This window comes from Pseudomonas putida (genome assembly GCF_028682175.1).
GTDB classification, from domain to species: domain Bacteria; phylum Pseudomonadota; class Gammaproteobacteria; order Pseudomonadales; family Pseudomonadaceae; genus Aquipseudomonas; species Aquipseudomonas putida_AD.
Map to the genome: position 1 here is coordinate 1 of NZ_JANHKS010000062.1, position 23,739 is coordinate 23,739.

Here is a 23,739-nt window from a genome sequence, read left to right on the forward strand (position 1 = left end):
GGGGGCGATCTCAAGGCCGCCCCCGCCGGCAAGCCGTGCTGCTACGGGACGGTGTACAACCAAAGCTTTTGATTTTGATCTTGGTACGCGGTGGTGCAGACGACGCCGAACGCGACGTTAAGGCGCCAGGCCGAGCGCAGGTGTCGTGGAGGGGGATGAGCGGCATGGATGCCGCTAGCCGTGCGGGCCATGGACGGCGCTCAGATGGACGGGACGGCGTGCCCCCGGAACGGCGCCGGAGCGAGGGAAGTCCGAAGGACTCCAGCCTGTCGCAATGGCTTTGCCTACTTTCCCCGTAAGGAAAGTAGGTCGCCCGTAAGGGGCGAAGCCCTAAAGCCCAGCCACCGCGACAATGGATATGTCCCCAATATCAGAGTCACCCGCCACGCGGAGCGTGGGAACCATCAGAGCAGTGATGGCGCGGTGCAAAAGCGAGCCAATAAAAAAGGCCACCCGAAGGTGACCTTGAATATTCAAGCAGAGAAGAAGAGACTTTTTACACCGCCGCAACAGGGCGCATGTAGGAGATCGGTGCGGTACTGGCATCTTCGAAGGTCACGACTTCCCACGCGTCTTCCTGTGCAATCAATGCACGCAGCAGACGGTTGTTCAGGCCGTGTCCCGACTTGAAGCCCTGGTACTCGCCAATCAGGCTGTTGCCCAACAGATACAGGTCACCGATGGCATCCAGAATCTTGTGTTTGACGAATTCGTCTTCATAACGAAGACCGTCTTCATTCAACACGCCGTCCTTGTCCACGACGATCGCGTTTTCAACGCTGCCGCCCAGTGCAAGGTTGTGCTTGCGCAGGTATTCGATGTCTTTCATGAAACCGAATGTACGCGCACGGCTCACTTCTTTTACGAACGAAGTGCTGGAGAAGTCGACGCTTGCAGTTTGCGTGCGGTTCTTGAGGTACGGGTGGTCGAAATCTATTTCGAAGCTCACCTTGAAACCTTCGAACGGCACGAACTTGGCGTATTTGCCGTCTTCTTCTACGCAAACTTCTTTCAGAATGCGTATGAATTTCTTCGGTGCGTCCTGCTCTTCCAGGCCAGCTGACTGAATCAGGAATACGAAGGGACCTGCGCTGCCGTCCATGATTGGAACTTCGGAGGCAGAGAGTTCAACGTAGGCGTTATCGATGCCAAGACCGGCCATGGCCGACAGCAAGTGTTCAACCGTATCGACCTTCACGTCACCGTTGAACAGTGTTGTGGAGAGCGTTGTGTCGCCGACGTTCAACGCGTGCGCGTTGATCTGGACGACCGGCTCGAGGTCGGTACGGAAAAACACAATGCCAGCGTTCACAGGTGCAGGCTTGAGGGTCAGGTAGACCTTTTCCCCAGAGTGCAGGCCGATGCCTGTGGCACGAATAATATTCTTCAGGGTGCGTTGTTTAATCATGGCATTGGCCGCTTCAGCGCATATCGCGAATTAGTATCAACAAAGGCTGGCGATGATAGCAGACCTGGCCTTTGCTGAACACCAATCACCCTTATACCCCTGATAGAACTCATCAATCAGCCTGACGACGCAGGAATGCTGGAATGTCCAGGTAGTCCAGATCGTCTTGCGGATTCATTTTTGCCGCAGCAGTGGCGCCTGCGTGAGCCTGATTGCGCATCACGGTAGGACGGTCCAGGTCGCGGTAGTTCACCGAAGGCTGTTCCTGACGGACGGCCTGTTGCTGAACCGGTGCGGCTTGGGCGGTCTGCATGGTGTTGTCGATGACCTTCACAGGCTTCTCGATTTTTGCACCCAGGCCTGTGGCAACCACAGTCACGTGCAGCTCGTCGCGCATGTCCGGATCGATAACGGTACCGACCTTGACCATGGCGTGCTCGGAGGCGAACGCTTCGATGATGCTACCCACGTCGGAGTACTCACCCAGGGACAGGTCAGGGCCGGCAGTGATGTTGACCAGAATGCCGCGGGCACCCTGCAGGTTCACGTCTTCGAGCAGCGGGTTGCGGATCGCAGCTTCGGTGGCTTCACGTGCACGGTTCGGACCGCTGGCAGCGCCAGTGCCCATCATCGCCATGCCCATTTCGGACATCACGGTGCGTACGTCGGCGAAGTCGACGTTGATCATGCCTGGACGCTTGATGATGTCGGAGATACCGCGAACGGCACCAGCCAGTACATCGTCTGCCTTGGCGAATGCGGACAGCAGGCTTGCGTCCTTGCCCAGGATGGTCAGCAGCTTCTCGTTGGGAATGGTGATCAACGAGTCGACGCTTTCGGACAGCGCGCGGATGCCTTCATCGGCGATCTGCATGCGCTTGCGGCCTTCGAACGGGAACGGACGGGTCACGACCGCAACGGTCAGGATGCCCATTTCCTTGGCCACTTCGGCGATGATCGGCGCAGCACCGGTACCGGTACCGCCACCCATGCCGGTGGTGATGAAGACCATGTTGGTGCCCTGCAGAACTTCCGCAATGCGCTCACGATCTTCCAGTGCGGCCTGACGACCTACTTCAGGGTTGGCACCTGCACCCAGGCCCTTGGTCACACCGGTACCCAGTTGCAGAATGGTACGTGCGCCAATGTTTTTCAGTGCTTGAGCATCGGTGTTGGCGCAGATGAACTCAACGCCTTCGATGTTGCTCTTGACCATGTGATTGACCGCGTTGCCGCCGCCGCCACCGACACCGATAACCTTGATTACCGGGCTTTGTGGGATGTTGTCTACGAGCTCGAACATGTTCCCTCTCCTTCACTTCTCTAGTTTTTTATCGCCTACTGCCGCCTACCACTTTTGAAACTTAGAAATTCCCCTGCACCCAGCGCTTGAGGCGTTCAAGCACGGGCGCCTTAGGTTCATCGCTATAACTGCTACCGGGGCCGGACAAGCCCGACAGCGTGATGCCGTCCGACTGCTTTTGCAGTCCGTACAGCAACAGGCCAACACCGGTGGAGTAGATCGGGTTGCGAACGACGTCCGCCAGACCCTTGATGCTGTGCGGAACGCCCAGGCGAACCGGCATGTGGAAGATTTCCTCGGCCAGTTCAACTGCGCCTTCCATTTTCGAGGTACCGCCGGTCAGCACGATGCCGGCCGGGATCAGGTCTTCGTAGCCGCTGCGACGCAGCTCGGCCTGGATCAGGGTGAACAGTTCGTCATAGCGTGGCTCGACCACTTCGGCGAGTGCCTGACGGGACAGTTCACGAGGTGGACGGTCGCCCACGCTTGGAACCTTGATGGTTTCCCCGGCGCCGGCCAGCTTGGCCAGTGCACAGGCGTAACGAATCTTGATCTCCTCGGCGTACTGGGTTGGAGTACGCAGGGCCATCGCGATGTCGTTCGTCACTTGATCGCCGGCAATCGGAATCACCGCGGTGTGACGGATCGCGCCTTCGGTGAAGATCGCGATGTCGGTGGTGCCGCCGCCGATGTCCACCAGGCACACGCCCAGTTCCTTCTCGTCGTCGGTCAGTACCGAGTAGGCCGAAGCCAGCTGTTCCAGGATGATGTCGTCGACTTCCAGGCCGCAGCGGCGCACGCACTTCTCGATGTTCTGCGCAGCGTTGACGGCGCAGGTCACTACGTGGACCTTGGCTTCCAGACGCACGCCGGACATGCCCAGTGGCTCGCGCACGCCTTCCTGGTTATCGATCACGTAATCCTGCGGCAGGGTGTGCAGCACGCGCTGGTCAGCCGGGATCGCCACTGCCTGTGCAGCGTCCAGGACGCGCTCCAGGTCAGCCGAGCTCACTTCGCGGTCACGAATCGCCACGATGCCGTGGGAGTTCAGGCTGCGAATGTGGTTGCCCGCGACACCGACGAACGCCGAGTGAATGCGGCAGCCAGCCATCAGCTGCGCTTCTTCGACGGCGCGCTGAATCGATTGCACCGTCGACTCGATGTTCACCACCACGCCCTTCTTCAGGCCGCGCGATGGATGGGTGCCGATACCGACGATTTCCAGCGTGCCATCAGCCGCGACTTCGCCTACCAGCGCCACCACCTTGGAGGTGCCGATATCCAATCCGACGATCATTTTGCCGCTTTGCACGTTTGCCATGGGTCCTGCCTCTTATCAATTCTTCGCGACGGCGGGTTTGTCCGTCGTTGGCGCTGGTGCCTGCTCACGCCAGCCAACGGCCAGGCCGTTGTTGTAACGCAGGTCTACTCGCGCAATGTTCGTGATCTGTTCTTTAAGCGTTTTTTCGTAGATGGCGATAAAGCGGCGCATCTTCTCCACCAGGTGGTCGCGACCCAGCAGCAACTCAAGGCCCGGGCCTGCGTTGCCTGCGCCGGTGGTCAGGAACCAGCTGCCTCGCTCGCGCAGTTCCAGGCGAGCGATGGAGAAGCCCAGCGGGCGCAACATCTGACTCAGGACCTGATACTGCTGCATCACCTGCTGTTGAGCCCGCACGGGCCCGAACAACTGCGGAAGGTGTTCGTAGTTGGCCAGCTCACGCGGGGTGAATGCCTGACCCTGGTTGTTCAGCAGGGCTTCATCGCCCCAGCGCGCAACCGGCAACTGTTCTTCCAGGCGGATCACCACCTGGTCCGGCCAGACGCGGCGGACCTCGGCGTGGGCGATCCACGGCATCTGCTCAAGCTCGGTACGCATGCCGGCCAGGTCGATGTTGAAGAAACTGGTGGCCACATACGGAGCGATACGCTGCTGCACGGCCTGCTGGCTGATGTAGCTCAGGTCGCCCTGAACGTTGATCCGCGAGATCGGCCGGTCGGCGTACGGCAGCAGGCGCTGGGCCGCTTCGTAGGTGCCAAAGCCGAGCACCACCAGCAGCACCGGCCACATCAGGGTGCGCAGGAAACCGAAGCTGGGCCGTGGCATGCGCGCCGACAATGGCTCCTTGGCCACCATGCGGCTGGCACCACGCGGCACCGGCTTGCGGCCGCCGGAAACGGGTTGCTGATGACGAAGCGTCGCGCCGTGCATGATCTACCCCCGCACCTGGACACTGTCGGCCAGAATCGCCAACACCAACTGGTTGAAATCGAGCCCCGCCGCCTTGGCAGCCATCGGCACCAGGCTGTGGTCGGTCATCCCCGGCACGGTGTTGACTTCCAGCAGCCAGAACTTGCCGTCGGTGTCCTGCATCACGTCGGTACGCGCCCAGCCGGCAATGCCCACGGCTTCGCAGGCACGTGCGGTCAGCGCCTTGAGTTCCTGTTCCTTGTTTGCGTCGAGGCCACACGGGATCCGGTACTGGGTATCGGAAGCCAGGTACTTGGCGTCGTAGTCGTAAAAGGTGTGGGGAGTGCCCAGGCCGATCGGAGGCAATACCTGCCCACGCAGCGAGGCGACGGTGAACTCCGGACCTTGAATCCATTGTTCGACCAACACTTGCGAATCATAGGTACTGGCGGCATTCCATGCGGCGATCAATTCGTCGACGCAGGTCACCTTGGCCATACCGATACTAGAGCCTTCATGTGCGGGTTTGACGATCAAAGGAAAGCCCAGTTCCGTCGCCGCCAAAATACAATCCGATTCGCAGCCAGGCACCGCGTGACGCGGGGTCGGCAGGCCCAGGCTCTGCCACACCTGCTTGGTGCGCAGCTTGTCCATCGCCAGCGCCGAGGCAAGCACGCCGCTGCCGGTGTACGGGATCCCGAGGCATTCGAGCAGGCCCTGCATGGTGCCGTCTTCGCCACCACGGCCGTGCAACACGATGAACGCGCGGTCGATCTTTTCGCTGACCAGCCGCTGCAGGAAATCGTCGCCCACGTCGATGCCGAACGCATCCACGCCCCCGCTCTGCAGCGCCTTGAGCACTGCATTGCCGGATTTCAGGGAAACCTCCCGCTCCGCGCTCTTGCCACCGAAGAGCACGGCCACGCGACCGAAGCTTTTCGGCTCCAGGGTCGAGAGCAGGGAGACTGGCGCGGCGGCTGTCATTTCAGCTTACCTTCGGTTGAGGCCACGATGGCACCCGTGAACAACGGGCTCTTGAGCAATTGCGGAGCAAGACCGCCGATGTCGCCCGCGCCCTGGCACAGCAGGATGTCGCCTGCGCGCAGCAGCGGTTTGACCAGCGGCGCGAGTTCAACGCCACGCTCGATGTAGATCGGGTCCAGTTGGCCGCGCTGACGAATGCTGTGGGCCAGTTGGCGGCTGTCCGCGCCCGGAATCGGCTCTTCGCCCGCCGGGTAGACTTCCATCAGCAGCAGGACGTTGGCGTCGTTGAGCACCTGCACGAAGTCGTCGTACAGATCGCGGGTACGGCTGTAGCGGTGCGGCTGGTAGACCATGACCAGCCGGCGATCCGGCCAGCCGCCGCGCACGGCGTTGATGACCGCAGCCACTTCGCGCGGGTGATGACCGTAGTCGTCCACCAGCATCACGTTGCCGCCTTCGACCGGCAGCTCGCCGTACACCTGGAAGCGCCGACCCACGCCCTGGAAGCCCGACAGGCCCTGGACGATAGCTTCGTCGGTGATGCCTTCGTCGGTCGCGATGGCGATAGTCGCCAGCGAGTTGAGCACGTTGTGGTTGCCGGGCATGTTCACCGACACGTCCAGCGGCTCGCGGTCGCGGCGCAGCACGGTGAAGTGGGTACGCATGCCTTCCTGGCGCACGTTGATGGCACGCACGTCGGCGTTCTCGTTGAAGCCGTAGGTCATGACCGGGCGCTTCACGGACGGCAGGATGTCGCGCACCACCGGATCGTCGGTGCAGACCACGGCCAGGCCATAGAACGGCAGGTTGTGCAAGAACTCGACGAAGGTCTTCTTCAGCTTGTTGAAGTCGCCTTCGTAGGTCGCCATGTGATCGGCGTCGATGTTGGTGACCACGGCGACCAGCGGCTGCAGGTGCAGGAAGCTGGCGTCGCTTTCGTCCGCTTCGGCGATCAGGTAACGGCTGGTACCAAGCTGGGCATTGGTGCCCGCTGCGTTCAGGCGGCCGCCGATCACGAAGGTCGGGTCCAGGCCACCGGCGGCGAACACCGAGGCGATCAGGCTGGTGGTGGTGGTCTTGCCATGGGTACCGGCGACGGCGATGCCGTGGCGATAGCGCATCAGCTCGGCTAGCATCTCGGCGCGCGGCACCACCGGAATGCGACGCTCAAGAGCGGTCGCCACTTCCGGGTTGGAGGTCTTCACGGCGCTGGAGACGACCAGTACGTCGGCGGCAGCCGAGTTCTCGGCACGGTGGCCGATGTAGATGTGCGCACCGAAGGATTCCAGACGCTCGGTCACCGGGGATGCCTTGAGGTCGGAACCGGAGACGTCATAACCCAGGTTCAGCAACACCTCTGCAATGCCGCACATGCCCACGCCGCCGATCCCGACGAAGTGGATACGACGGATACGACGCATTTCCGGTTGTGGCATCGCGCGTTGATTCTCAACCATGGACCACCTCCAGGCAGACATCGACGACGGTGTTGGTGGCATCCGGCTTGGCCAGTTGGCGGGCCGTGGTAGCCATGCGTTTCAATTGTTCGGGTTGCATCAAAACCTCTTTCAGGCGAGCCGCCATATCGGCAGCGCCAGTTGTCCTTTGCGGCATCACGAAGGCTGCGCCTTCACGGGCCAGATATTCGGCATTGCGCGACTGGTGGTCATCGATTGCGTGGGGCAGCGGCACCAGCAACGACGGCAGTCCAGCGGCTGCCAGTTCACTGATGGTCAGCGCGCCTGCGCGACAGACCACCAGATCCGCCCAGCCATAGGCCTGGGCCATGTCCTTGATGAAGGGGGCGACCTGCGCCTCGACACCGGCAGCGCGGTAGCGCTCGGCAGTGACTTCATCGTGTTTCTTGCCCGCCTGATGGAACACCTCAGGCCGCAACTCTGCCGGCACCAGCGCAAGGGCTTCGGGCAGCAGCTTGTTCAGAGGCTCGGCGCCCAGGCTTCCGCCCAGAATCAGCAGCCGTGGCTTGCGCCCTTCCAGCGCCTGACGCGGCGTCTCGAAGAACAGCTCGGCACGCACCGGATTGCCGGTGGTGCGACGCTTGGCCGAAGCCGCGAAAGTCTGCGGGAACGCCTCGCACACACGAGCGGCGAACGACGCCAGGCTGCGGTTGGCGGTGCCGGCCACGGCGTTCTGCTCATGGATGATCAACGGCACGCCGGAAAGCTTCGCCGCCAGGCCGCCAGGACCTGTCACGTAGCCGCCGAATCCGACCACGCAGACCGGCTTCAATTCACGCACGACCTTGCGCGCCTGCAACAAGGCCTTGAACAACATGAAAGGCGCCTTGAGCAGGGACAGACGGCCCTTGCCGCGCAGGCCGGTGACGTTGATCAGGTGCAACTGCAGACCGGCGCCGGGCACCAGTTCGTTTTCAATGCCACGAGGCGTGCCCAGCCAGTGCACGGTGTAGCCGCGTGCCTGGAATTCCCGGGCGCAGGCCAGTGCCGGGAACACGTGTCCGCCGGTGCCGCCCGCCATGATCAATACATTACCGACGGCCATGGTTCGGCTCCTCGGCGAAATCGCTCTCGTTGAACTCGGCTTCTTCACTGCCCATGTTGTTGCGCGATTCCCATTCGATACGCAGCAGCAGGCCCAGGCTTGCGCAGCAGATGATCAGCGAGCTGCCGCCGTAGCTGAGGAATGGCAGGGTCAGACCCTTGGTCGGCAGCAGGCCGACGTTCACCCCGATGTTGATCAGGAACTGGCCGATCCACAGGAACGCCAGGCCATAAGCGGTATACGCGGCGAAGAACTGCTTGGCGCGCTCGGCCCACATGCCGATGTACATCGCACGGATACTCACGAACATGAACAGCGCAACGGTCACCAGCGACCCGACCACGCCCAGCTCTTCGGCGAGTACCGAGAACACGAAGTCGGTGTGCGCCTCAGGCAGGTAGAACTGCTTCTGCACGCTGTTGCCCAGGCCCACGCCGAACCACTCGCCACGACCGAAGGCGATCAGCGCCTGGGTCAACTGGTAGCCGGAACCGAACTGATCGGACCAGGGATCGGTAAAGGTAATCAGGCGCGCCATCCGGTAAGGCTGGGCTTGAACCAGCACGAATACCGCTGCGACCGCCAGTGCCACCATCAGGGTGAAGCGGAACAGGCCGACGCCGCCCAGGAACAGCATCGCCGCGGCAGCGCCCATCATCACGACGGTGGCACCGAAGTCAGGTTCCATCAGCAGCAGGCCGGCCATGGGCAGCAGCACGATGAACGGCTTGAAGAAGCCCATCCAGCTCTCGCGCACTTCGGTCTGGCGACGAATCAGGTAGCCAGCCAGGAAGATCACCACGAACACCTTGGCAATTTCCGAGGGCTGCACGTTGAACATGCCGAAGCCGATCCAGCGCATCGAACCGTTCACCTCACGCCCGATACCGGGCACGATCACCAGGATCAGCAGGCCGAAGGCACCCAGCAGCATCAGCCAGCCCAGGCGTTGCCAGGTCGCGACCGGCACCATCATGGTGGCGACGCAGGCACCCAGGCCCAGCACCAGGTAGATCAGGTGGCGGGTCATCATGTACAGCGCGTTGCCGGACTGGACGGCGGCGACTTCCGAGGATGCGGAAGTGATCATCACCAGGCCCAGGCCCAGCAAGGCCAGGCAACCGGCGAGCATCGGGAAGTCGACGTCAACGCCACGGCCGCTGATGATCGGCGACGGGTAAGGCTTGAGCACGCCAAAGATCATGACAAGCCCCCCACTGCCTGGGCGAACAGACGTCCGCGTTCTTCGAAATTCTTGAACATGTCCAGGCTTGCACAGGCCGGAGACAGCAGCACGGCGTCCCCTTGCTGAGCCACTTCGGCAGCACGTTGCACAGCTTCTTCCAATGTCTTGACGCGTATCAGGGGCACCGAATCGCCGAAGGTCGCGGCGAGCAGTTCAGCGTCGCGGCCCAGCAGGACGACGGCGCGGCAATGAGCGGCGACCGGCGCCTTGAGGGCGGAGAAATCCGCTCCCTTGCCGTCGCCACCGGCGATGAGCACCAGCTTGCCGCTGATGTCCGCACCCAGGCCTTCGATGGCGGCCAGTGCAGCGCCGACGTTGGTGGCCTTGGAGTCGTCGTAGTAACTGACGCCTGCACGCTCGCGCACCCACTGGCAACGGTGTACCAGGCCGGCGAAGCTGCGCAGCGCTTGCAGCATCGGTTCGAATGGCAAGCCGGCAGCGTGGCCCAGCGCCAGGGCAGCCAGGGCGTTGGCCTGGTTGTGCGCGCCACGGATTTTCAGCTCGCTCACCGGCATCAGGTGTTCGAACTGGAAGGCCAGGTATTTTTCGCCGTTCTCTTCCCGCAGACCGAAGCCTGCGATGTCGGGTTTGTTCAGGCCAAAGGTCCAGCACGGCACGCCTTCGCCGATCAACGGCCGGGAGAGCGCGTCCTGACGGTTGACCACCACCTGACGGGCACCGCGGAAAATCCGGTGCTTGGCCAGGTGATACGCAGGCAGGCCGCTGTAGCGGTCCATGTGGTCTTCGCTGACGTTGAGCACGGTAGCGACTTCAGCGCCCAACTGGTCGGTGGTTTCCAGCTGGAAGCTCGACAGCTCCATCACATACAGCTCGACGTCATCGCTGAGCAGGTCCAGGGCAGGCGTGCCCAGGTTGCCGCCGACCGCCACGCGTTTGCCCGCCGCTGCGGCCATTTCGCCGACCAGCGTGGTCACGGTGCTTTTCGCGTTGGAACCGCTGATGGCGATGATCGGCGCCTTCGCGTTACGCGCGAACAGCTCGATGTCACCCGACAGCTTCACGCCACGGGCCGCAGCCGCCTGCAACGCCGGAGTCGCCAGGGCCAGGCCCGGGCTCACGTAGAGCTCGTCGGCGCGGCACAGGAACTCGACGTCGAGCTCGCCACAGCGCACTTCGACTTGCGGGTAGTCACGACGCAGGGTCTCGAGCTCCGGCGGATTCTCCCGCGTATCGGCCACGGCAAACGCCACGCCCCGGTTCGCCAGGAAGCGAACCAGGGACATGCCGCTCTTGCCGAGGCCGACAACGATGCGGAAGTGGTCAGAAGCGATCAACGACACTCTGCGTTACCTCAGTTTCAACGTGGCAAGGCCGATCAACACGAGGATCACGGTGATGATCCAGAAACGGACGATCACGCGAGGCTCGGGCCAGCCCTTGAGTTCAAAGTGGTGGTGGATCGGCGCCATGCGGAAAACGCGGCGGCCGGTCAACTTAAACGATGCAACCTGAATGACGACTGACAGGGTCTCCATCACGAACACGCCGCCCATGATGAACAGGACGATTTCCTGACGGACGATCACCGCGATGGTGCCCAGGGCCGCGCCCAGCGCCAGCGCGCCGACGTCACCCATGAACACTTGTGCCGGATAGGTGTTGAACCACAGGAAGCCCAGGCCCGCCCCGATCAGCGCGCCGCAGAACACGATCAGCTCGCCCGCGCCCGGCACGTAGGGAATCAGCAGGTATTCGGCGAACTTCACGTTACCCGACAGGTAGCAGAAGATGCCCAGCGCGCCGCCGACCATGACCGTTGGCATGATGGCCAGGCCGTCCAGACCGTCGGTCAGGTTGACCGCGTTGCTGGAGCCGACGATCACGAAGTAGGTCAGGATCACGAAGCCGATGCCCAACGGAATGCTGAAGTCTTTCAACATCGGGATCAGCAGCGTGGTTTCGACCGGCGATTGTGCGGTCATATAAAGGAAGATCGCCGCGCCCAGGCCGAACACCGACTGCCAGAAGTATTTCCAGCGGCTTGGCAGACCCTTCGAGTTCTTCTCGATGACCTTGCGGTAGTCGTCGACCCAGCCGATGCCGCCGAACAGCAGCGTGACGATCAGCACCACCCACACGTAGCGGTTGGTCAGGTCGGCCCACAGCAGGGTGGCGATGCCGATGGCGGACAGAATCAATGCGCCACCCATGGTCGGGGTGCCGGATTTGGACAGGTGGGATTGCGGGCCGTCGTTGCGGACCGATTGGCCGATCTGCTTGTTCTGCAGGGCACGGATCATCCATGGCCCCAGGCACAGCGAGAGCGACAGTGCAGTGAGCACGCCAAGAATCCCGCGCAGGGTCAGGTACTGGAAGACCGCGAAGCCTTTATAGAACTGTTGCAGATACTCGGCCAGCAGCAGCAGCATTAATGTTTCTCCGCCTTCAAGGGATAAGTCTGGGTTGCACAGAGAGCCGCCACGACGTTTTCCATCGCGGCACTGCGAGAACCTTTGATCAAAATGGTGGTGTTTTTGTCTTGCTCGGCGCCCAGCGCCTCGATCAGGTCAGCCTGACTTGCAAAATGGCGGGCATCCTGCCCGAAAGCCTTGACCGCATGGGCCATCAGCGGACCGACGGCATACAGCGCGTCGACCTTGCCAGCGGCATAGGCGCCGACATCGCGGTGGCCCTGCTCGGCCCAGTCGCCCAACTCGCCGATATCGCCCAGCACCAGCACCTTGCGGCCCGGGAAGCTGGTCAGAATGTCGGTCGCTGCGGCCACGGAGGTCGGGTTGGCGTTGTAGGTGTCATCGATCACGCGAATGCCGTTGGTCGCCAGTTGCGCAACGGTGCGCCCCTTCACCGGCTGGACGTTGTTCAGCCCGGCGACGATGCCCGGCAACGACACGCCCAGCGCGTGGGCGGCAGCGGCAGCGGCCAGCGCGTTGTTCACGTTGTGCGCGCCCAGCAGATTGAGTTGCACCTGAGCAGAGCCAGTGGGGCTGTTCAGGGTGAAAGTCGGGCAGCCACGGGCGTCGATGCCCAGGTCCGAACCATGGAAATCGGCGTCAGGGTTGGTGCGGGCAAAGCTCAGCACCTTGCGGGCGCCGGCACGGGCGGCCCAGATCCCGAATGCCTTGTCGTCCAGGTTCAGCACTGCAGTGCCGCGCGAATCGAGGCCGTCGATAATCTCGCCCTTGGCTTCGACGATCTTTTCCGGACCGCCGAACTCGCCCACGTGAGCAGTACCCGCGTTGGTCAGCACCGACACGTGAGGCTTGGTCAGGCTCACGGTCAGCGCGATTTCGCCCACATGGTTGGCGCCCAACTCGATCACAGCCGCATCGAACTCCGGCGACAGTGTCAGCAAGGTCAGCGGTACGCCCAGCTCGTTGTTCAGATTGCCTTTGGTCGCCAGCACGGTGCCGCGCGTGCGCAGGATGCTCGCGAGCATCTCCTTGACCGTGGTCTTGCCGCTGGAGCCGGTAATCGCCGCGACCGGCTTGTCGACAAAGGCGTTGCGATTCAGCGCGCCCAATTGTGCCAGCGCCTTGCGGGTGTCACCCACGATCAGTTGCGGCAATGCACTGCCTGCAACCTCACGTTCGACCAACGCGCCCACCGCACCTTTGGCGGCGACCTGATCGAGGTAATCGTGGCCATCGAAACGCGGACCGGTCAGCGCAACGAACAACTGGCCCGACTCGATGGCGCGGCTGTCGATGCTGACGCCGTTGAAATATATGTCTTCGCCGACCCGACGCGCGTCGAGTGGCAGCAGCAGTTCGCTGAACGAAAGCGGCTTAAGCATGTGCAGCCTCCCATGCGTCCAGTGCCTTGGCGGCTTCTTCAAGATCGGAAAACGGATGGCGTTCGCCGTCGATTTCCTGGTAATCCTCGTGGCCCTTGCCAGCCAGCACGATCACGTCGGCGGCATCGGCTTGGGCGATGATCTGTGCGATGGCCTGGCCGCGGCCGGCGACGAAATCGACGTTATCGGCCGAGGTGAAACCTGCGCGAATGTCGTCGAAAATGCGGGCGGCGTCTTCGGTGCGCGGGTTGTCATCGGTGACCAGCACCTTGTCGGCCAGTCGCTCGACCACTTCGGCCATCAACGGACGCTTGCCGCGATCGCGATCACCGCCGCAGCCGAACAGGCAAGCCAGTTGGCCCTTGGCGTGGGGGCGCAGGGCCACCAGCACTTTCTCCAGCGCGTCGGGGGTGTGGGCGTAATCGACCACCACCAGCGGACGCTTGCCGCCGCCCAGACGCTGAATACGGCCCACCGGCCCTTCGAGGCTCGGCAGCACTTTGAGAATGTCGCTCAGCGGGTAATCGAGCCCCATCAAGGCACCGACCGCTGCCAGCACGTTGCTCAGGTTGAAGCGGCCCAAGAGGCTGCTGCGCAGCAGGTGATCGCCCTGCGGGGTAACCAGGGTGGCGCGAACGCCATCGTCGTCGAACACCGCATCGCGGCAGAACAGGTAGGCGCTGCTGTCTTCCTGGCTGTAGGTGATGAGCCGCGACGCGTGCTGCTCACCGGCGAGCTGGCGACCGAAATCGTCGTCCAGGTTGACCACGCGGCAACGCAGGTCATTCCAGGCGAACAGCTTGGCCTTGGCCGCCGCGTAGGCTTCCATGGTGCCGTGGTAATCCAGGTGATCGCGGGACAGGTTGGTCATCACCGCGACGTCGAACGCCAGCGCGGTGACACGACCCTGATCCAGACCGTGGGACGACACTTCCATGGCGATGGCCTTGGCCCCAGCCTTTTTCAGATCGTAGATCGTCGACTGCACGGAGATCGGATCGGGCGTGGTGTGAATCCCGCTTTTCAGCTCGCTGTAGAAGCCAGTGCCCAGCGTGCCGATCAGCCCGCAGTGCAGGCCCAGCTTGTCGAGCGCCTGGGCGATCAACTGGGTCACGCTGGTCTTGCCATTGGTGCCGGTGACGCCAACCAGGTGCATGCCACGGCTCGGGTCGCCATAGAAACGCCCGGCGATGTCCGACAACTGCGCCGCCAGGCCCTTGACCGGAATCATCGGGATGTCGGTGATCGGCAGCACCTTGGCGCCTTCGACTTCATAGGCAATGGCGGCAGCGCCGTGGGCGATGGCGTCGGTAATGTGGTCGCGGCCGTCGACCTTCAGGCCTGGAATCGCCAGGAACAGATCGCCCGGACGCACCTTGCGGCTGTCCAGGGTCAGTTCACGGATCAACAGGTCACGGTCGCTCTGGGCGAAGATCTTGCTCAGGTTGAAAGGCATCAGCCACGCCCTCCCTTGACTGGAACGACGAGCGGTGGCGCGGCATTGGCCTGCTGTTCAGGCGGGACCGGCGCGAGGTTGTCCGGGCGCACGTTCATCAGGCGCAAGGTGCCCGACATCACTTTGCTGAACACCGGTGCCGAAACCAGACCACCGAAGTAGCCGCCTTTGCTTGGTTCGTCGATCACCACCACGATGGCGTAGCGCGGGTTGCTCATCGGGCCGAAGCCTGCGAACAGCGAGCGATAGGAGTTCTCGGCGTAGCCCTTGGTGCCGACCGACGTCTTACGGGCGGTACCCGACTTGCCAGCGACGTGGTACGACGGCACGCGGGCACGGTATACGCCGCGCGGGTCTTCGATGACTTGCTGCAGCATGCCTTGCAGGGTCTTCGCGGTGGCTTCCGGAATCGCCTGGGTAGACTCGGACGGCTTGTCGGTTTTCAGGATGGTCAGCGGGACGATCTTGCCGTTGTTGGCCAGTGCCGAGTAGGCGTGCACCAGTTGCAGCGCCGTCACCGAGAGGCCGTAGCCGTAGGACAGCGTTGCCGTTTCGGCCTTGCGCCATTCACGGTAGTTCGGCAGGTTGCCTACGCGCTCGCCCGGGAAGCCCAGGCCGGTGTACTGGCCCAGGCCCACACGCTGCATCGCACGGAAAATCGCTTCGCCGCCGACGTCGAACGCGACCTTGCTCATGCCCACGTTACTGGAGTTGATCAGGATGCCGGTCAGGTCGAGGATCGGACCTTCGGTCTTGGTCACGTCGCGGATGGTGTATTTGCCGATCTGCAGGGTGCCCGGGTACACCTCGACCTTGTCGCTGGGTTTCCAGCGGCCACTGTCCAGGGCTGCGGTCATGGAGATCGGTTTCATGGTCGAGCCTGGCTCGAACACGTCGATGATCGCGCGGTTACGCATCGCCGCCGGGACCATGGTGCGACGGTTGTTCGGGTTGTAGGTCGGCTGGTTGACCATGGCCAGCACTTCGCCAGTCTTCACGTCCATGATCACCAGGCTGCCGGCCTTGGCGTCGTTTTCCTGAATCGCGTTGCGCAGCTCGCGGGTCGCCAGATATTGCAGGCGCAGATCAATAGACAAAGCCAAGGTCTTTCCAGCCTTGGCGTTTTTCTTCACTTGCAGGTCCTTGATGAGCCGGCCGCGCCGGTCCTTGATGACCTGCCGCTTGCCAGGCACGCCGGCCAGCCAGTCATCGTAGGCCAGTTCAACCCCTTCGCGGCCGTGGTCGTCCAGGTCGGTGAAGCCAACCATGTGCGCCGTCACGTCACCGGCAGGGTAGAAACGCCGGAATTCTTCCTTGCCGTAGACGCCCGGCACCTTGAGGTCGAGCACCGACTGGCCCTGCTCCGGGGTCAGGCCGCGAACCAGGTAGATGAATTCCTTGCTTGCCTGCTCGTTCAGACGGTCCGCCAGGGCTTTCGGGTCCTGACCCAAGGCCTGGGCCAGCACGCCCCACTTGCTCTTGTCGGCCTGCATCTCGGACGGGTTGGCCCAGATGGTGGTCACCGGGGTACTGACGGCCAGCGGCTCGCCATTACGGTCGGTGATCAGGCCGCGGTGTGCAGGAATGGACACGGTACGCAGGCTGCGCGCATCGCCCTGTTCAATCAGGAAGCGACGGTCGATGACCTGCAGATCGACGATGCGATAGGAAATAGCCAGCACCATGACCGACAACAGGCCGACCACGAGGCGGAACCGCCATGGGTAGAGTGCGCCGTCAAGCTTCATCATGGCGACACCATCCGGATATCGGCGGCATTGGGAATGCGCATTTTCAGTTGATCGGTGGCCAGCGCCTCGATCCGGCTGTGAGCGGTCCAGGTGCTTTGTTCAAGAATCAGGCGACCCCACTCGGCCTGCGCCTTGTCACGAACGCTGAGTTCGGAATACAGCGAGTTCAGGAGCTGACGGTTCCAGTGTGCGCTGTAGGAAACGGCGATTGCCGACACGAGGACGGCAATGAACAACAGCAGCATGAAGAAGCTGCCGCCTGGCAATGGCTTGAAGAATCCGCGGCTCACCGGAGTTTCTCCGCGACACGCATGACAGCACTGCGCGAACGGGGGTTGGCGCGGGTTTCTTCATCGGAGGCGAACTGCGCCTTGCCGATCAGCTTGATGCGCGGCTCGAAGGCCTGGTGGCGAACCGGCAGGTTGCGTGGCAGGTTGTCGGCCTCGCCCTTGACCAGCTTGCGCATGAACAGTTTGACGATGCGGTCTTCCAGCGAGTGGAAGCTGATGACCGCCAGACGGCCGCCCACTTCCAGCGCGTCCAGTGCGGCTTCGAGGCCGGCTTCCAGATCGCCCAGTTCGTTGTTGACGTGAATGCGCAGGCCCTGGAACGCGCGGGTTGCCGGGTTCTTGCCCTTTTCCCACGCAGGGTTGGCAACTTTCAATACTTCGGCCAGATCGCCGGTACGTTCGAAAGGCTGGGTTTCGCGACGTGCGACGACAGCGCCGGCCATGCGTCTGGCAAAACGCTCTTCGCCGTATTCCTTGAATACTCGGGCGATTTCTTCGGCAGGCGCAGTATTGACGAACTCGGCGGCGCTGATCCCTCGGGACGGGTCCATGCGCATGTCCAGCGGGCCGTCGTTCATGAAACTGAAGCCGCGCTCAGGGTCGTCGAGTTGTGGCGAGGAGACGCCAAGGTCGAGCAGGATTCCGCTGACCTTGCCCGCTATGCCGCGTTCCAGAGCCTCTGAGCCCAATTCTGCAAAGCTGCGCTGCACAATGACAAAGCGGCCGTCTTCGGCCGCCAGCGCTTGCCCGGTGGCAATCGCTTGAGGATCCTTGTCGAACCCCAGGAGCCGGCCGTCCGGCCCCAGGTTCTGCAAGATGAGGCGGCTGTGCCCGCCCCGTCCGAACGTGCCATCCAGATAGCAGCCATCGGCGCGCACCGCGAGAGCCTCGACGGCTTCTTCGAGCAGTACGGTGATGTGGGTAAAGCCGCTATTCATAGTCACAGGATCAAATCACGCAGTTCATCAGGCATCGCGCCCGGTTTTTGAATGGCCGCAAGGTCCGCATCAGCAAGTGCGTTCCAGGCGTCCTCATCCCACAGTTGAAACTTGTTGAGCTGGCCAACCAGCATCACTCGCTTATCGAGCTTGGCGTAGTCACGCAAACGTGGCGGCACCAGAAAGCGCCCACTGCCGTCGAGTTCCAGATCAACCGCGTTACCGATCAACAGTCGCTGCAGACGACGGTTTTCTTCACGGAATGTTGCAAGCTCGCGCAGTTTGGCTTCGATCAGTTCCCATTCCGGGAGCGGATAGATGCACAAGCACGGGTCAACGGTATCAATGGTCACAATCAACTGGCCGGAGCTACGCGAATCGAGCTCGTCACGGTACCGGCTCGGCATAGCGAGACGGCCCTTTGCGTCGAGATTGATTGCGTTTGCACCACGGAACACAGGCGCTTTCTCCGAATATTATCTTTTTGCGCTCAAAAAACCCACTTCACGCCACTTTCCGCCACTTGCGCACACTATAGGAATGCGCCCACCACACCGTCAAGGCAACTTCTTAAGGAAAACCCTTACAGAACGGAGATTTAGGAGAGGTGGTGCGGGAGTTTCCGAAAATTTCGGATTGGGACTACAGATAAATCCGAAAATATTCAGAAAGATGGCGTTCAAACTTAAAGTGTTTTGTGAGGTTTAAGATTTTTTCGGCATTACGAGGGGAGGATTTTGACAAAGAAAGCGAGAAAGAAATGCGAGAAAAAGCAGGGAGAGGGGAAAAGGTGGAGAGTCGATCTGTAAGCCGGGTTCTGTCGAGGACAGTCATTCCTCTACGATGGCCATCACTGGACATCTTTAGCAACCTACCCGGTTCCAGCGCGGGCCACGCCTTGGAACCCTATTTGGTCTTGCTCCGAGTGGGGTTTACCTAGCCACGAACTGTTACCAGCCGTGCGGTGCGCTCTTACCGCACCTTTTCACCCTTACCGGCACCGAAGTGCTTAGGCGGTTATTTTCTGTGGCACTTTCCGTAGGCTCGCGCCCCCCAGGCGTTACCTGGCACTCCGCCCTATGGAGCCCGGACTTTCCTCCCCCCTTCATTGCGGAACAATGAAAGGCAGCGACTGTCCAATCGACTCTCCGCCGCCAAGGTTAATGGCTGGCAGGCTCAAGAACAAGCATTAATAAGCCTGGGGCACTATTGAGTGACAGGCTGACGGATGGCGATCACTCGCCCTTTTGCTTGTCGAGGGCCACCTGGTACAGCAGATTCTTGCGCACGCCGGTGATTTCGGCAGCCAACGCAGCCGCGCGCTTGAGCGGCATTTCCTCCAGCAGAAGGTCCAGCACGCGGCGCGCCTCGGCACCAATCACGTCCTCGCCCTCAGGTTCGCTCCAGCCTGCAACCAGCACCACGCACTCGCCGCGTTGCTGGTTGCTGTCGCCCTCGACGAAGGCCCGCAGCTCGCCCAGTGGCAAACCCTTCAGGGTTTCGAAGGTTTTGGTCAGCTCACGCCCGAGCACCGCAGGCCGCTCGGCACCGAAGATTTCTTCAAGATCCTGCAGGCATTCGAGAATCCGGTGCGGCGCCTCGTAGAAGATCACCGTGCGCGGTTCCTCCTTCAACAGTTCCAGACGCGCCTTGCGCCCCACCGACTTGGCCGGCAGGAAGCCTTCGAAGATAAAACGGTCCGACGGCAGGCCTGCCGCCGACAACGCCGCGATCAAGGCACAAGCACCAGGCACCGGAACCACCTGAATGCCTGCCGCCCGCGCCTGACGCACCAGGTGATAGCCAGGATCGGAAATAAGTGGCGTGCCCGCATCGGAAATCAACGCGACGTCGTCACCGGCCAGCAGGCGGGTGATGAATCGGCTGCCCTCTTCGCGTTCGTTATGTTCATGGCACGCAGCCAGCGGAGTCGCTATGCCGAAATGTTGCATCAGGCGTAATGAATGCCGGGTATCTTCGGCGGCAATCAATGACACTTCGCGCAATACTTTCAGTGCTCGCACGCTCATGTCGTCCAGGTTGCCAATCGGCGTGGCCACCACATAAAGCGAGCCTGTAGTGGAATTCAAAGCACCTGGAGCAGTCAAAACGCGCACCTCATGTGGGGTAAAAACCTGCATTGTACAGGTTCAGGGGATCCAGACAGGGAGATTGGAAAATGCACCCACACATCCGCTCATACATTGATATCGGCTGCCATTGTCAGGGAATTCCACCACGCGGTGCGCACAATTGCCCATCTGCATGGTCAATATCGCAGCTTTGATACCTCCAACGTCGCGCCCCGGCCAGTGCTTGGGTACAATTCCACTCTTATTTGCTCAAGTATCAGGAACATATACATGATCGCTTGCCTGCGGCTGTTCTCTGCCCTCTGCCTGGCTGCCTTGTTGGCCGCCTGCGCCAGTTCGCCCTCCTCCAGCCTTGGCGAGTTGCCACGCACCCCTGACGCCACCATCGAGCAACTGCTCGAACAGGCGTCGAGCGCCAAGACGCCCGATCAGGCCGCACTGCTGAGGCTGACCGCCGCGGACCTGGCCGCACGCCAGAACAACCCGAGCCGTGCAGCGAGCATTCTTGAGCAAGTCCAGATGGATCAGCTCAAGACGGACAAGCAGATCTACGCCAACACCCTGTCCGCCGAACTGGCCCTGGGCCGCAGCCAGCCAAAGGCTGCGCTGACCGCCCTCAACCACCCGAGCCTGCAGCACCTGGGCGAAATGCCGGTGGACCTGCAGACCCGCACCCACACCGTTCGCGCTCGCGCCCTGGAAGCTGATGGCCAGACCCTCGCCGCCGCCAGCGAGCGCGTGTTCATGGGCCCGCTGCTGCAAGGCGACGCCCTGAGCGCCAACAACGATGCGATCTGGACACTGGTCGCGGCATTGCCTGCCGAGCAACTGCAAAGCAACGCCACCGATGACATGGGCGGCTGGCTGAGCCTGGCCCGCGCGGTCAAGGGTGCCGGCACGCTGGAACAACAACAGGCGGCCATCGACAACTGGAAAGCGCAGAACCCGCAACACCCTGCCGCACGTCAGTTGCCGACGTCGCTCGCTCAACTGCGCGACCTGAAAAGCCAGCCACTGACCAAGATCGCCCTGCTGCTGCCGCAAGATGGCCCCCTCGCCTCGGTCGCCCGTGCCCTGCGTGACGGCTTCATGGCTGCGCACTATCAGGCGCAACAGGCCGGCCAGAAGCCGCCTGCCATCGAAGTGTTCGACAGCTCCCGCGTAACCTCGATGGATGCCTTCTACGCCCAGGCCAAGGCCGCTGGCGTACAGATGGTGGTCGGCCCGCTGGAAAAACCGCTGGTCAAACAGCTCAGCGCTCATCCGCAGTTGCCTATCACCACCCTGGCCCTGAACTACAGCGACTCGACCGCGCAAGGTCCGGCCGAGCTGTTCCAGTTCGGCCTGGCAGCGGAAGACGAAGCCCGTGAAGTGGCCCGTCGCGCCTGGGCTGACGGTAAACGCAGCGCCGTCGCCATGGTGCCGAAAGGCGAATGGGGCGACCGCGTGCTCGACGCCTTCCGCCAGAGCTGGCAAGCCAAGGGCGGCACCCTGCTGGGTGTCGAACGCATCGACCAGCCGGTAGCCCTGGCCCAGCAAGTCGCCGACCTGTTCCAGTTGCGCAACAGCGAAGGCCGCGCCCAGCGCCTGCAAAGCACCACCGGCGCACAGATGGCCGCCCAGCCAAGCCGCCGCCAGGACGTCGATTTCATGTTCCTGGCCGCGACCCCGCAACAGGCCCAGCAGATCAAACCGACCATGGTCTTCCAGTACGCCGGTGACGTGCCTGTCTATGCGACTTCGCACCTGTTCACCAACAGCGGCGACCAGGCGATGTACAACGACCTGGCCGGCGTGCGCTTCTGCGAAACCCCTTGGCTGCTCAACGCCACCGACCCACTGCGCCAGCAAGTCACCACCCAGTGGCCTCAAGCCGCCGGCAGCCTGGGTCGCCTGTACGCCATGGGCATCGATGCCTATCGCCTGGCGCCGCGCCTGACCCAGCTCAAGACCCTGCCTGAGAGCCGCATCGACGGTCTGTCCGGCAGCCTGGCCATCGGTCAGGGCCAGCGTATCGAGCGTCAACTTCCATGGGCCCAGTTCGTCGACGGTCGCGTCCAGCGCCTGCCGGACACCACGCCTTGACCCAAGGCAGCACGCGCCAGACCGCAGGGCGAGAGGCCGAGGCCCACGCCCTGCAACACTTGCAGCAACAAGGTTTGCAACTGATTACACAGAACTGGTCATGCAAACGCGGTGAGCTTGATCTGGTCATGCTCGACGGCGATACAGTAGTATTCGTCGAAGTTCGCTATCGGCGCCACGCAAGCTTCGGTGGCGCGATGGAAAGTGTCGATGTTCGCAAGCAGGAAAAGCTCACCCTGGCTGCACAATGGTTCTTGCAGACCGAACCGAAATGGGCAGATTCCCCCTGCCGATTCGATGTCGTCGCCATCAACGGCGAGCCGGGAGCGGGGCCTGTAACGAACTGGGTGCAGAATGCGTTCGACACCTGACTACGCGTTGAAGCCCACATCTGCGAACCTGTTCGCCGACACCACTCTTCACACTGATTTGCTCTTTGCTTTGCGGGCTGCACAGTTTTGTGCCGGGAAGCCGATGACCTCTTTCAGACGTCGCCCGACCAGCCGCCCCTATTAAGGTTTTCATAGATGGACATGCAATCCCGAATTCGCCAGCTTTTTCAGGCCAGCATCGATACCAAGCAACAGGCGATGGACGTTCTTGCACCGCACATCGAGCAAGCCAGCCAGGTGATGGTCAACGCCCTGCTTAACGAAGGCAAGATGCTTGCCTGCGGCAACGGCGGCTCGGCCGGCGATGCCCAGCACTTTTCGTCGGAGCTGCTCAACCGCTTCGAGCGTGAACGCCCGAGCCTGCCCGCCATCGCGCTGACGACGGACACCTCGACCATCACCTCGATCGCCAACGACTACAGCTACAACGAAATCTTTTCCAAGCAGATCCGCGCCCTGGGCCAGCCCGGCGATGTGTTGCTGGCGATTTCCACCAGCGGCAACTCGGCCAACATCATCCAGGCCATCCAGGCGGCACATGATCGGGAAATGATTGTCGTAGCTCTGACCGGTCGCGATGGTGGCGATGTCGCCTCGCTGCTGCTGCCCGAGGACGTGGAGATCCGCGTCCCGGCCAAGGTCACCGCACGTATCCAGGAAGTCCACCTGCTGTCGATCCATTGCCTTTGCGATCTGATCGACAGCCAATTGTTCGGGAGTGAAGAATGATATCCAAACGTCTCAGCCTGCTGGCCCTGACACTGTGCCTGGGCGTCAGCGGATGCAGCTCGGTGATCAACGCCAGCCGCGAAGCGCCAATCGACGACGATCGCGGTACGCGCACCTTCGGCAGCAAGATCGATGACTCGCTGATCGAAACCAAGGCCGCGGTCAACATCGCCAAGGCCAGCCCCGATCTGGACAACAATTCGCACATCGTGGTGACCAGCTTCAACGGCATCGTGCTGCTGGCCGGCCAGACCCCACGCGCCGACCTCAAGCAACTGGCCGAGCAGACCGCCGCCCAGGTGCAGAAGGTCAAGAAGGTCAACAACGAGCTGCAGGTCATCGCGCCCTCCTCGATGCTGGCGCGCAGCAACGATGCGTGGCTGACCAGCAAGATCAAGACCGAGATGCTCACCGACAGCGCCATCCCGGGCTCGCGCATCAAGGTCGTGACCGAGAACGGCATCGTCTACCTGCTGGGCCTGCTGACCCAGGCCGAAGCCACCCGCGCCACCAACCTGGTGCAGGGCGTAGGCGGCGTGCAGAAGATCGTGAAGCTGTTCGAGTACATCGACTAAACA

The 23,739-nt window shown here is 62.1% G+C and carries 21 protein-coding genes and 1 other RNA gene; 4 read left to right on the plus strand and 18 right to left on the minus strand.

Annotated elements, in window-relative coordinates; all coding sequences use genetic code 11:
- Window positions 1-496: 496 nt before the first annotated feature.
- From lpxC to rsmI, 18 genes are all read right to left on the minus strand, one after another.
- Window positions 497-1,408 (minus strand): UDP-3-O-acyl-N-acetylglucosamine deacetylase, encoded by a 912-nt coding sequence (gene lpxC, locus NPS29_RS25920; protein WP_108236924.1) that lies wholly within the window; start codon window positions 1,406-1,408, stop codon window positions 497-499.
- A gap of 112 nt (window positions 1,409-1,520) precedes the next feature.
- Window positions 1,521-2,711, minus strand: coding sequence for a cell division protein FtsZ (gene ftsZ / locus NPS29_RS25925; RefSeq protein WP_062384185.1), 1,191 nt, complete (start codon window positions 2,709-2,711; stop codon window positions 1,521-1,523).
- A 61-nt stretch (window positions 2,712-2,772) separates the two neighbouring features.
- Window positions 2,773-4,032 (minus strand): cell division protein FtsA, encoded by a 1,260-nt coding sequence (gene ftsA, locus NPS29_RS25930; protein WP_274136172.1) that lies wholly within the window; start codon window positions 4,030-4,032, stop codon window positions 2,773-2,775.
- Between the two features lie 15 nt (window positions 4,033-4,047).
- Window positions 4,048-4,920 (minus strand): cell division protein FtsQ/DivIB, encoded by an 873-nt coding sequence (locus tag NPS29_RS25935; RefSeq protein WP_274136174.1) that lies wholly within the window; start codon window positions 4,918-4,920, stop codon window positions 4,048-4,050.
- A 3-nt stretch (window positions 4,921-4,923) separates the two neighbouring features.
- A complete protein-coding gene (locus NPS29_RS25940) occupies window positions 4,924-5,883 on the minus strand; it encodes a D-alanine--D-alanine ligase (protein ID WP_274136176.1) in 960 nt (319 codons plus the stop codon).
- A complete protein-coding gene (murC, locus tag NPS29_RS25945) occupies window positions 5,880-7,340 on the minus strand; it encodes a UDP-N-acetylmuramate--L-alanine ligase (protein WP_274136178.1) in 1,461 nt (486 codons plus the stop codon). The genes NPS29_RS25940 and murC overlap by 4 nt, the downstream gene beginning before the upstream one ends.
- Entirely contained in the window at window positions 7,333-8,406 is a 1,074-nt protein-coding gene (murG, locus tag NPS29_RS25950) for an undecaprenyldiphospho-muramoylpentapeptide beta-N-acetylglucosaminyltransferase (protein WP_274136179.1), read from the minus strand. The genes murC and murG overlap by 8 nt, the downstream gene beginning before the upstream one ends.
- Window positions 8,393-9,607, minus strand: a complete 1,215-nt coding sequence (ftsW, locus tag NPS29_RS25955) for a putative lipid II flippase FtsW (protein WP_274136215.1) — start codon at window positions 9,605-9,607, stop codon at window positions 8,393-8,395. Before ftsW ends, murG begins: the two co-directional genes overlap by 14 nt.
- The gene (gene murD / locus NPS29_RS25960) at window positions 9,607-10,953 is read right to left on the minus strand and encodes a UDP-N-acetylmuramoyl-L-alanine--D-glutamate ligase (RefSeq protein ID WP_274136181.1); all 1,347 of its coding nucleotides are present in this window, start codon (window positions 10,951-10,953) and stop codon (window positions 9,607-9,609) included. The genes ftsW and murD overlap by 1 nt, the downstream gene beginning before the upstream one ends.
- A 6-nt stretch (window positions 10,954-10,959) precedes the next feature.
- Window positions 10,960-12,042: a phospho-N-acetylmuramoyl-pentapeptide-transferase gene (gene mraY / locus NPS29_RS25965; RefSeq protein ID WP_166596479.1), complete on the minus strand. Its 1,083-nt coding sequence runs from the start codon at window positions 12,040-12,042 to the stop codon at window positions 10,960-10,962.
- On the minus strand, window positions 12,042-13,427 hold the full coding sequence (locus NPS29_RS25970) for a UDP-N-acetylmuramoyl-tripeptide--D-alanyl-D-alanine ligase (protein ID WP_274136184.1): 1,386 nt from the start codon (window positions 13,425-13,427) through the stop codon (window positions 12,042-12,044). Before NPS29_RS25970 ends, mraY begins: the two co-directional genes overlap by 1 nt.
- Entirely contained in the window at window positions 13,420-14,883 is a 1,464-nt protein-coding gene (locus tag NPS29_RS25975) for a UDP-N-acetylmuramoyl-L-alanyl-D-glutamate--2,6-diaminopimelate ligase (protein ID WP_274136186.1), read from the minus strand. The genes NPS29_RS25970 and NPS29_RS25975 overlap by 8 nt, the downstream gene beginning before the upstream one ends.
- Complete coding sequence (locus NPS29_RS25980) at window positions 14,883-16,634, minus strand: peptidoglycan D,D-transpeptidase FtsI family protein (protein WP_274136187.1); 1,752 nt, start codon at window positions 16,632-16,634, stop codon at window positions 14,883-14,885. The genes NPS29_RS25975 and NPS29_RS25980 overlap by 1 nt, the downstream gene beginning before the upstream one ends.
- Window positions 16,631-16,924: a cell division protein FtsL gene (ftsL, locus tag NPS29_RS25985; protein ID WP_274136189.1), complete on the minus strand. Its 294-nt coding sequence runs from the start codon at window positions 16,922-16,924 to the stop codon at window positions 16,631-16,633. Before ftsL ends, NPS29_RS25980 begins: the two co-directional genes overlap by 4 nt.
- Window positions 16,921-17,862, minus strand: a complete 942-nt coding sequence (gene rsmH / locus NPS29_RS25990; RefSeq protein ID WP_274136217.1) for a 16S rRNA (cytosine(1402)-N(4))-methyltransferase RsmH — start codon at window positions 17,860-17,862, stop codon at window positions 16,921-16,923. Before rsmH ends, ftsL begins: the two co-directional genes overlap by 4 nt.
- A 2-nt stretch (window positions 17,863-17,864) precedes the next feature.
- On the minus strand, window positions 17,865-18,320 hold the full coding sequence (gene mraZ, locus NPS29_RS25995; protein WP_110948512.1) for a division/cell wall cluster transcriptional repressor MraZ: 456 nt from the start codon (window positions 18,318-18,320) through the stop codon (window positions 17,865-17,867).
- Window positions 18,321-18,652: 332 nt separating this feature from the next.
- An RNA gene (gene rnpB / locus NPS29_RS26000) (RNase P RNA component class A) lies at window positions 18,653-19,010 on the minus strand.
- Between the two features lie 87 nt (window positions 19,011-19,097).
- Complete coding sequence (gene rsmI / locus NPS29_RS26005; RefSeq protein WP_274136194.1) at window positions 19,098-20,003, minus strand: 16S rRNA (cytidine(1402)-2'-O)-methyltransferase; 906 nt, start codon at window positions 20,001-20,003, stop codon at window positions 19,098-19,100.
- Window positions 20,004-20,225: 222 nt separating this feature from the next.
- Between rsmI and NPS29_RS26010 the strand changes: the two genes are divergently transcribed.
- The 4 genes from NPS29_RS26010 (at window position 20,226) to NPS29_RS26025 (ending at window position 23,736) form a co-directional block, all read left to right on the plus strand.
- Window positions 20,226-22,040, plus strand: a complete 1,815-nt coding sequence (locus NPS29_RS26010; RefSeq protein ID WP_274136196.1) for a penicillin-binding protein activator — start codon at window positions 20,226-20,228, stop codon at window positions 22,038-22,040.
- The gene (locus tag NPS29_RS26015) at window positions 22,037-22,411 is read left to right on the plus strand and encodes a YraN family protein (RefSeq protein WP_274136197.1); all 375 of its coding nucleotides are present in this window, start codon (window positions 22,037-22,039) and stop codon (window positions 22,409-22,411) included. The genes NPS29_RS26010 and NPS29_RS26015 overlap by 4 nt, the downstream gene beginning before the upstream one ends.
- A 156-nt stretch (window positions 22,412-22,567) precedes the next feature.
- Window positions 22,568-23,161 carry a phosphoheptose isomerase gene (locus NPS29_RS26020; protein ID WP_120129559.1) on the plus strand — a complete coding sequence of 198 codons (594 nt, stop codon included), beginning with the start codon at window positions 22,568-22,570 and terminating at the stop codon, window positions 23,159-23,161.
- Window positions 23,158-23,736, plus strand: coding sequence for a BON domain-containing protein (locus NPS29_RS26025; protein ID WP_274136200.1), 579 nt, complete (start codon window positions 23,158-23,160; stop codon window positions 23,734-23,736). The genes NPS29_RS26020 and NPS29_RS26025 overlap by 4 nt, the downstream gene beginning before the upstream one ends.
- Window positions 23,737-23,739 lie beyond the last annotated feature (3 nt).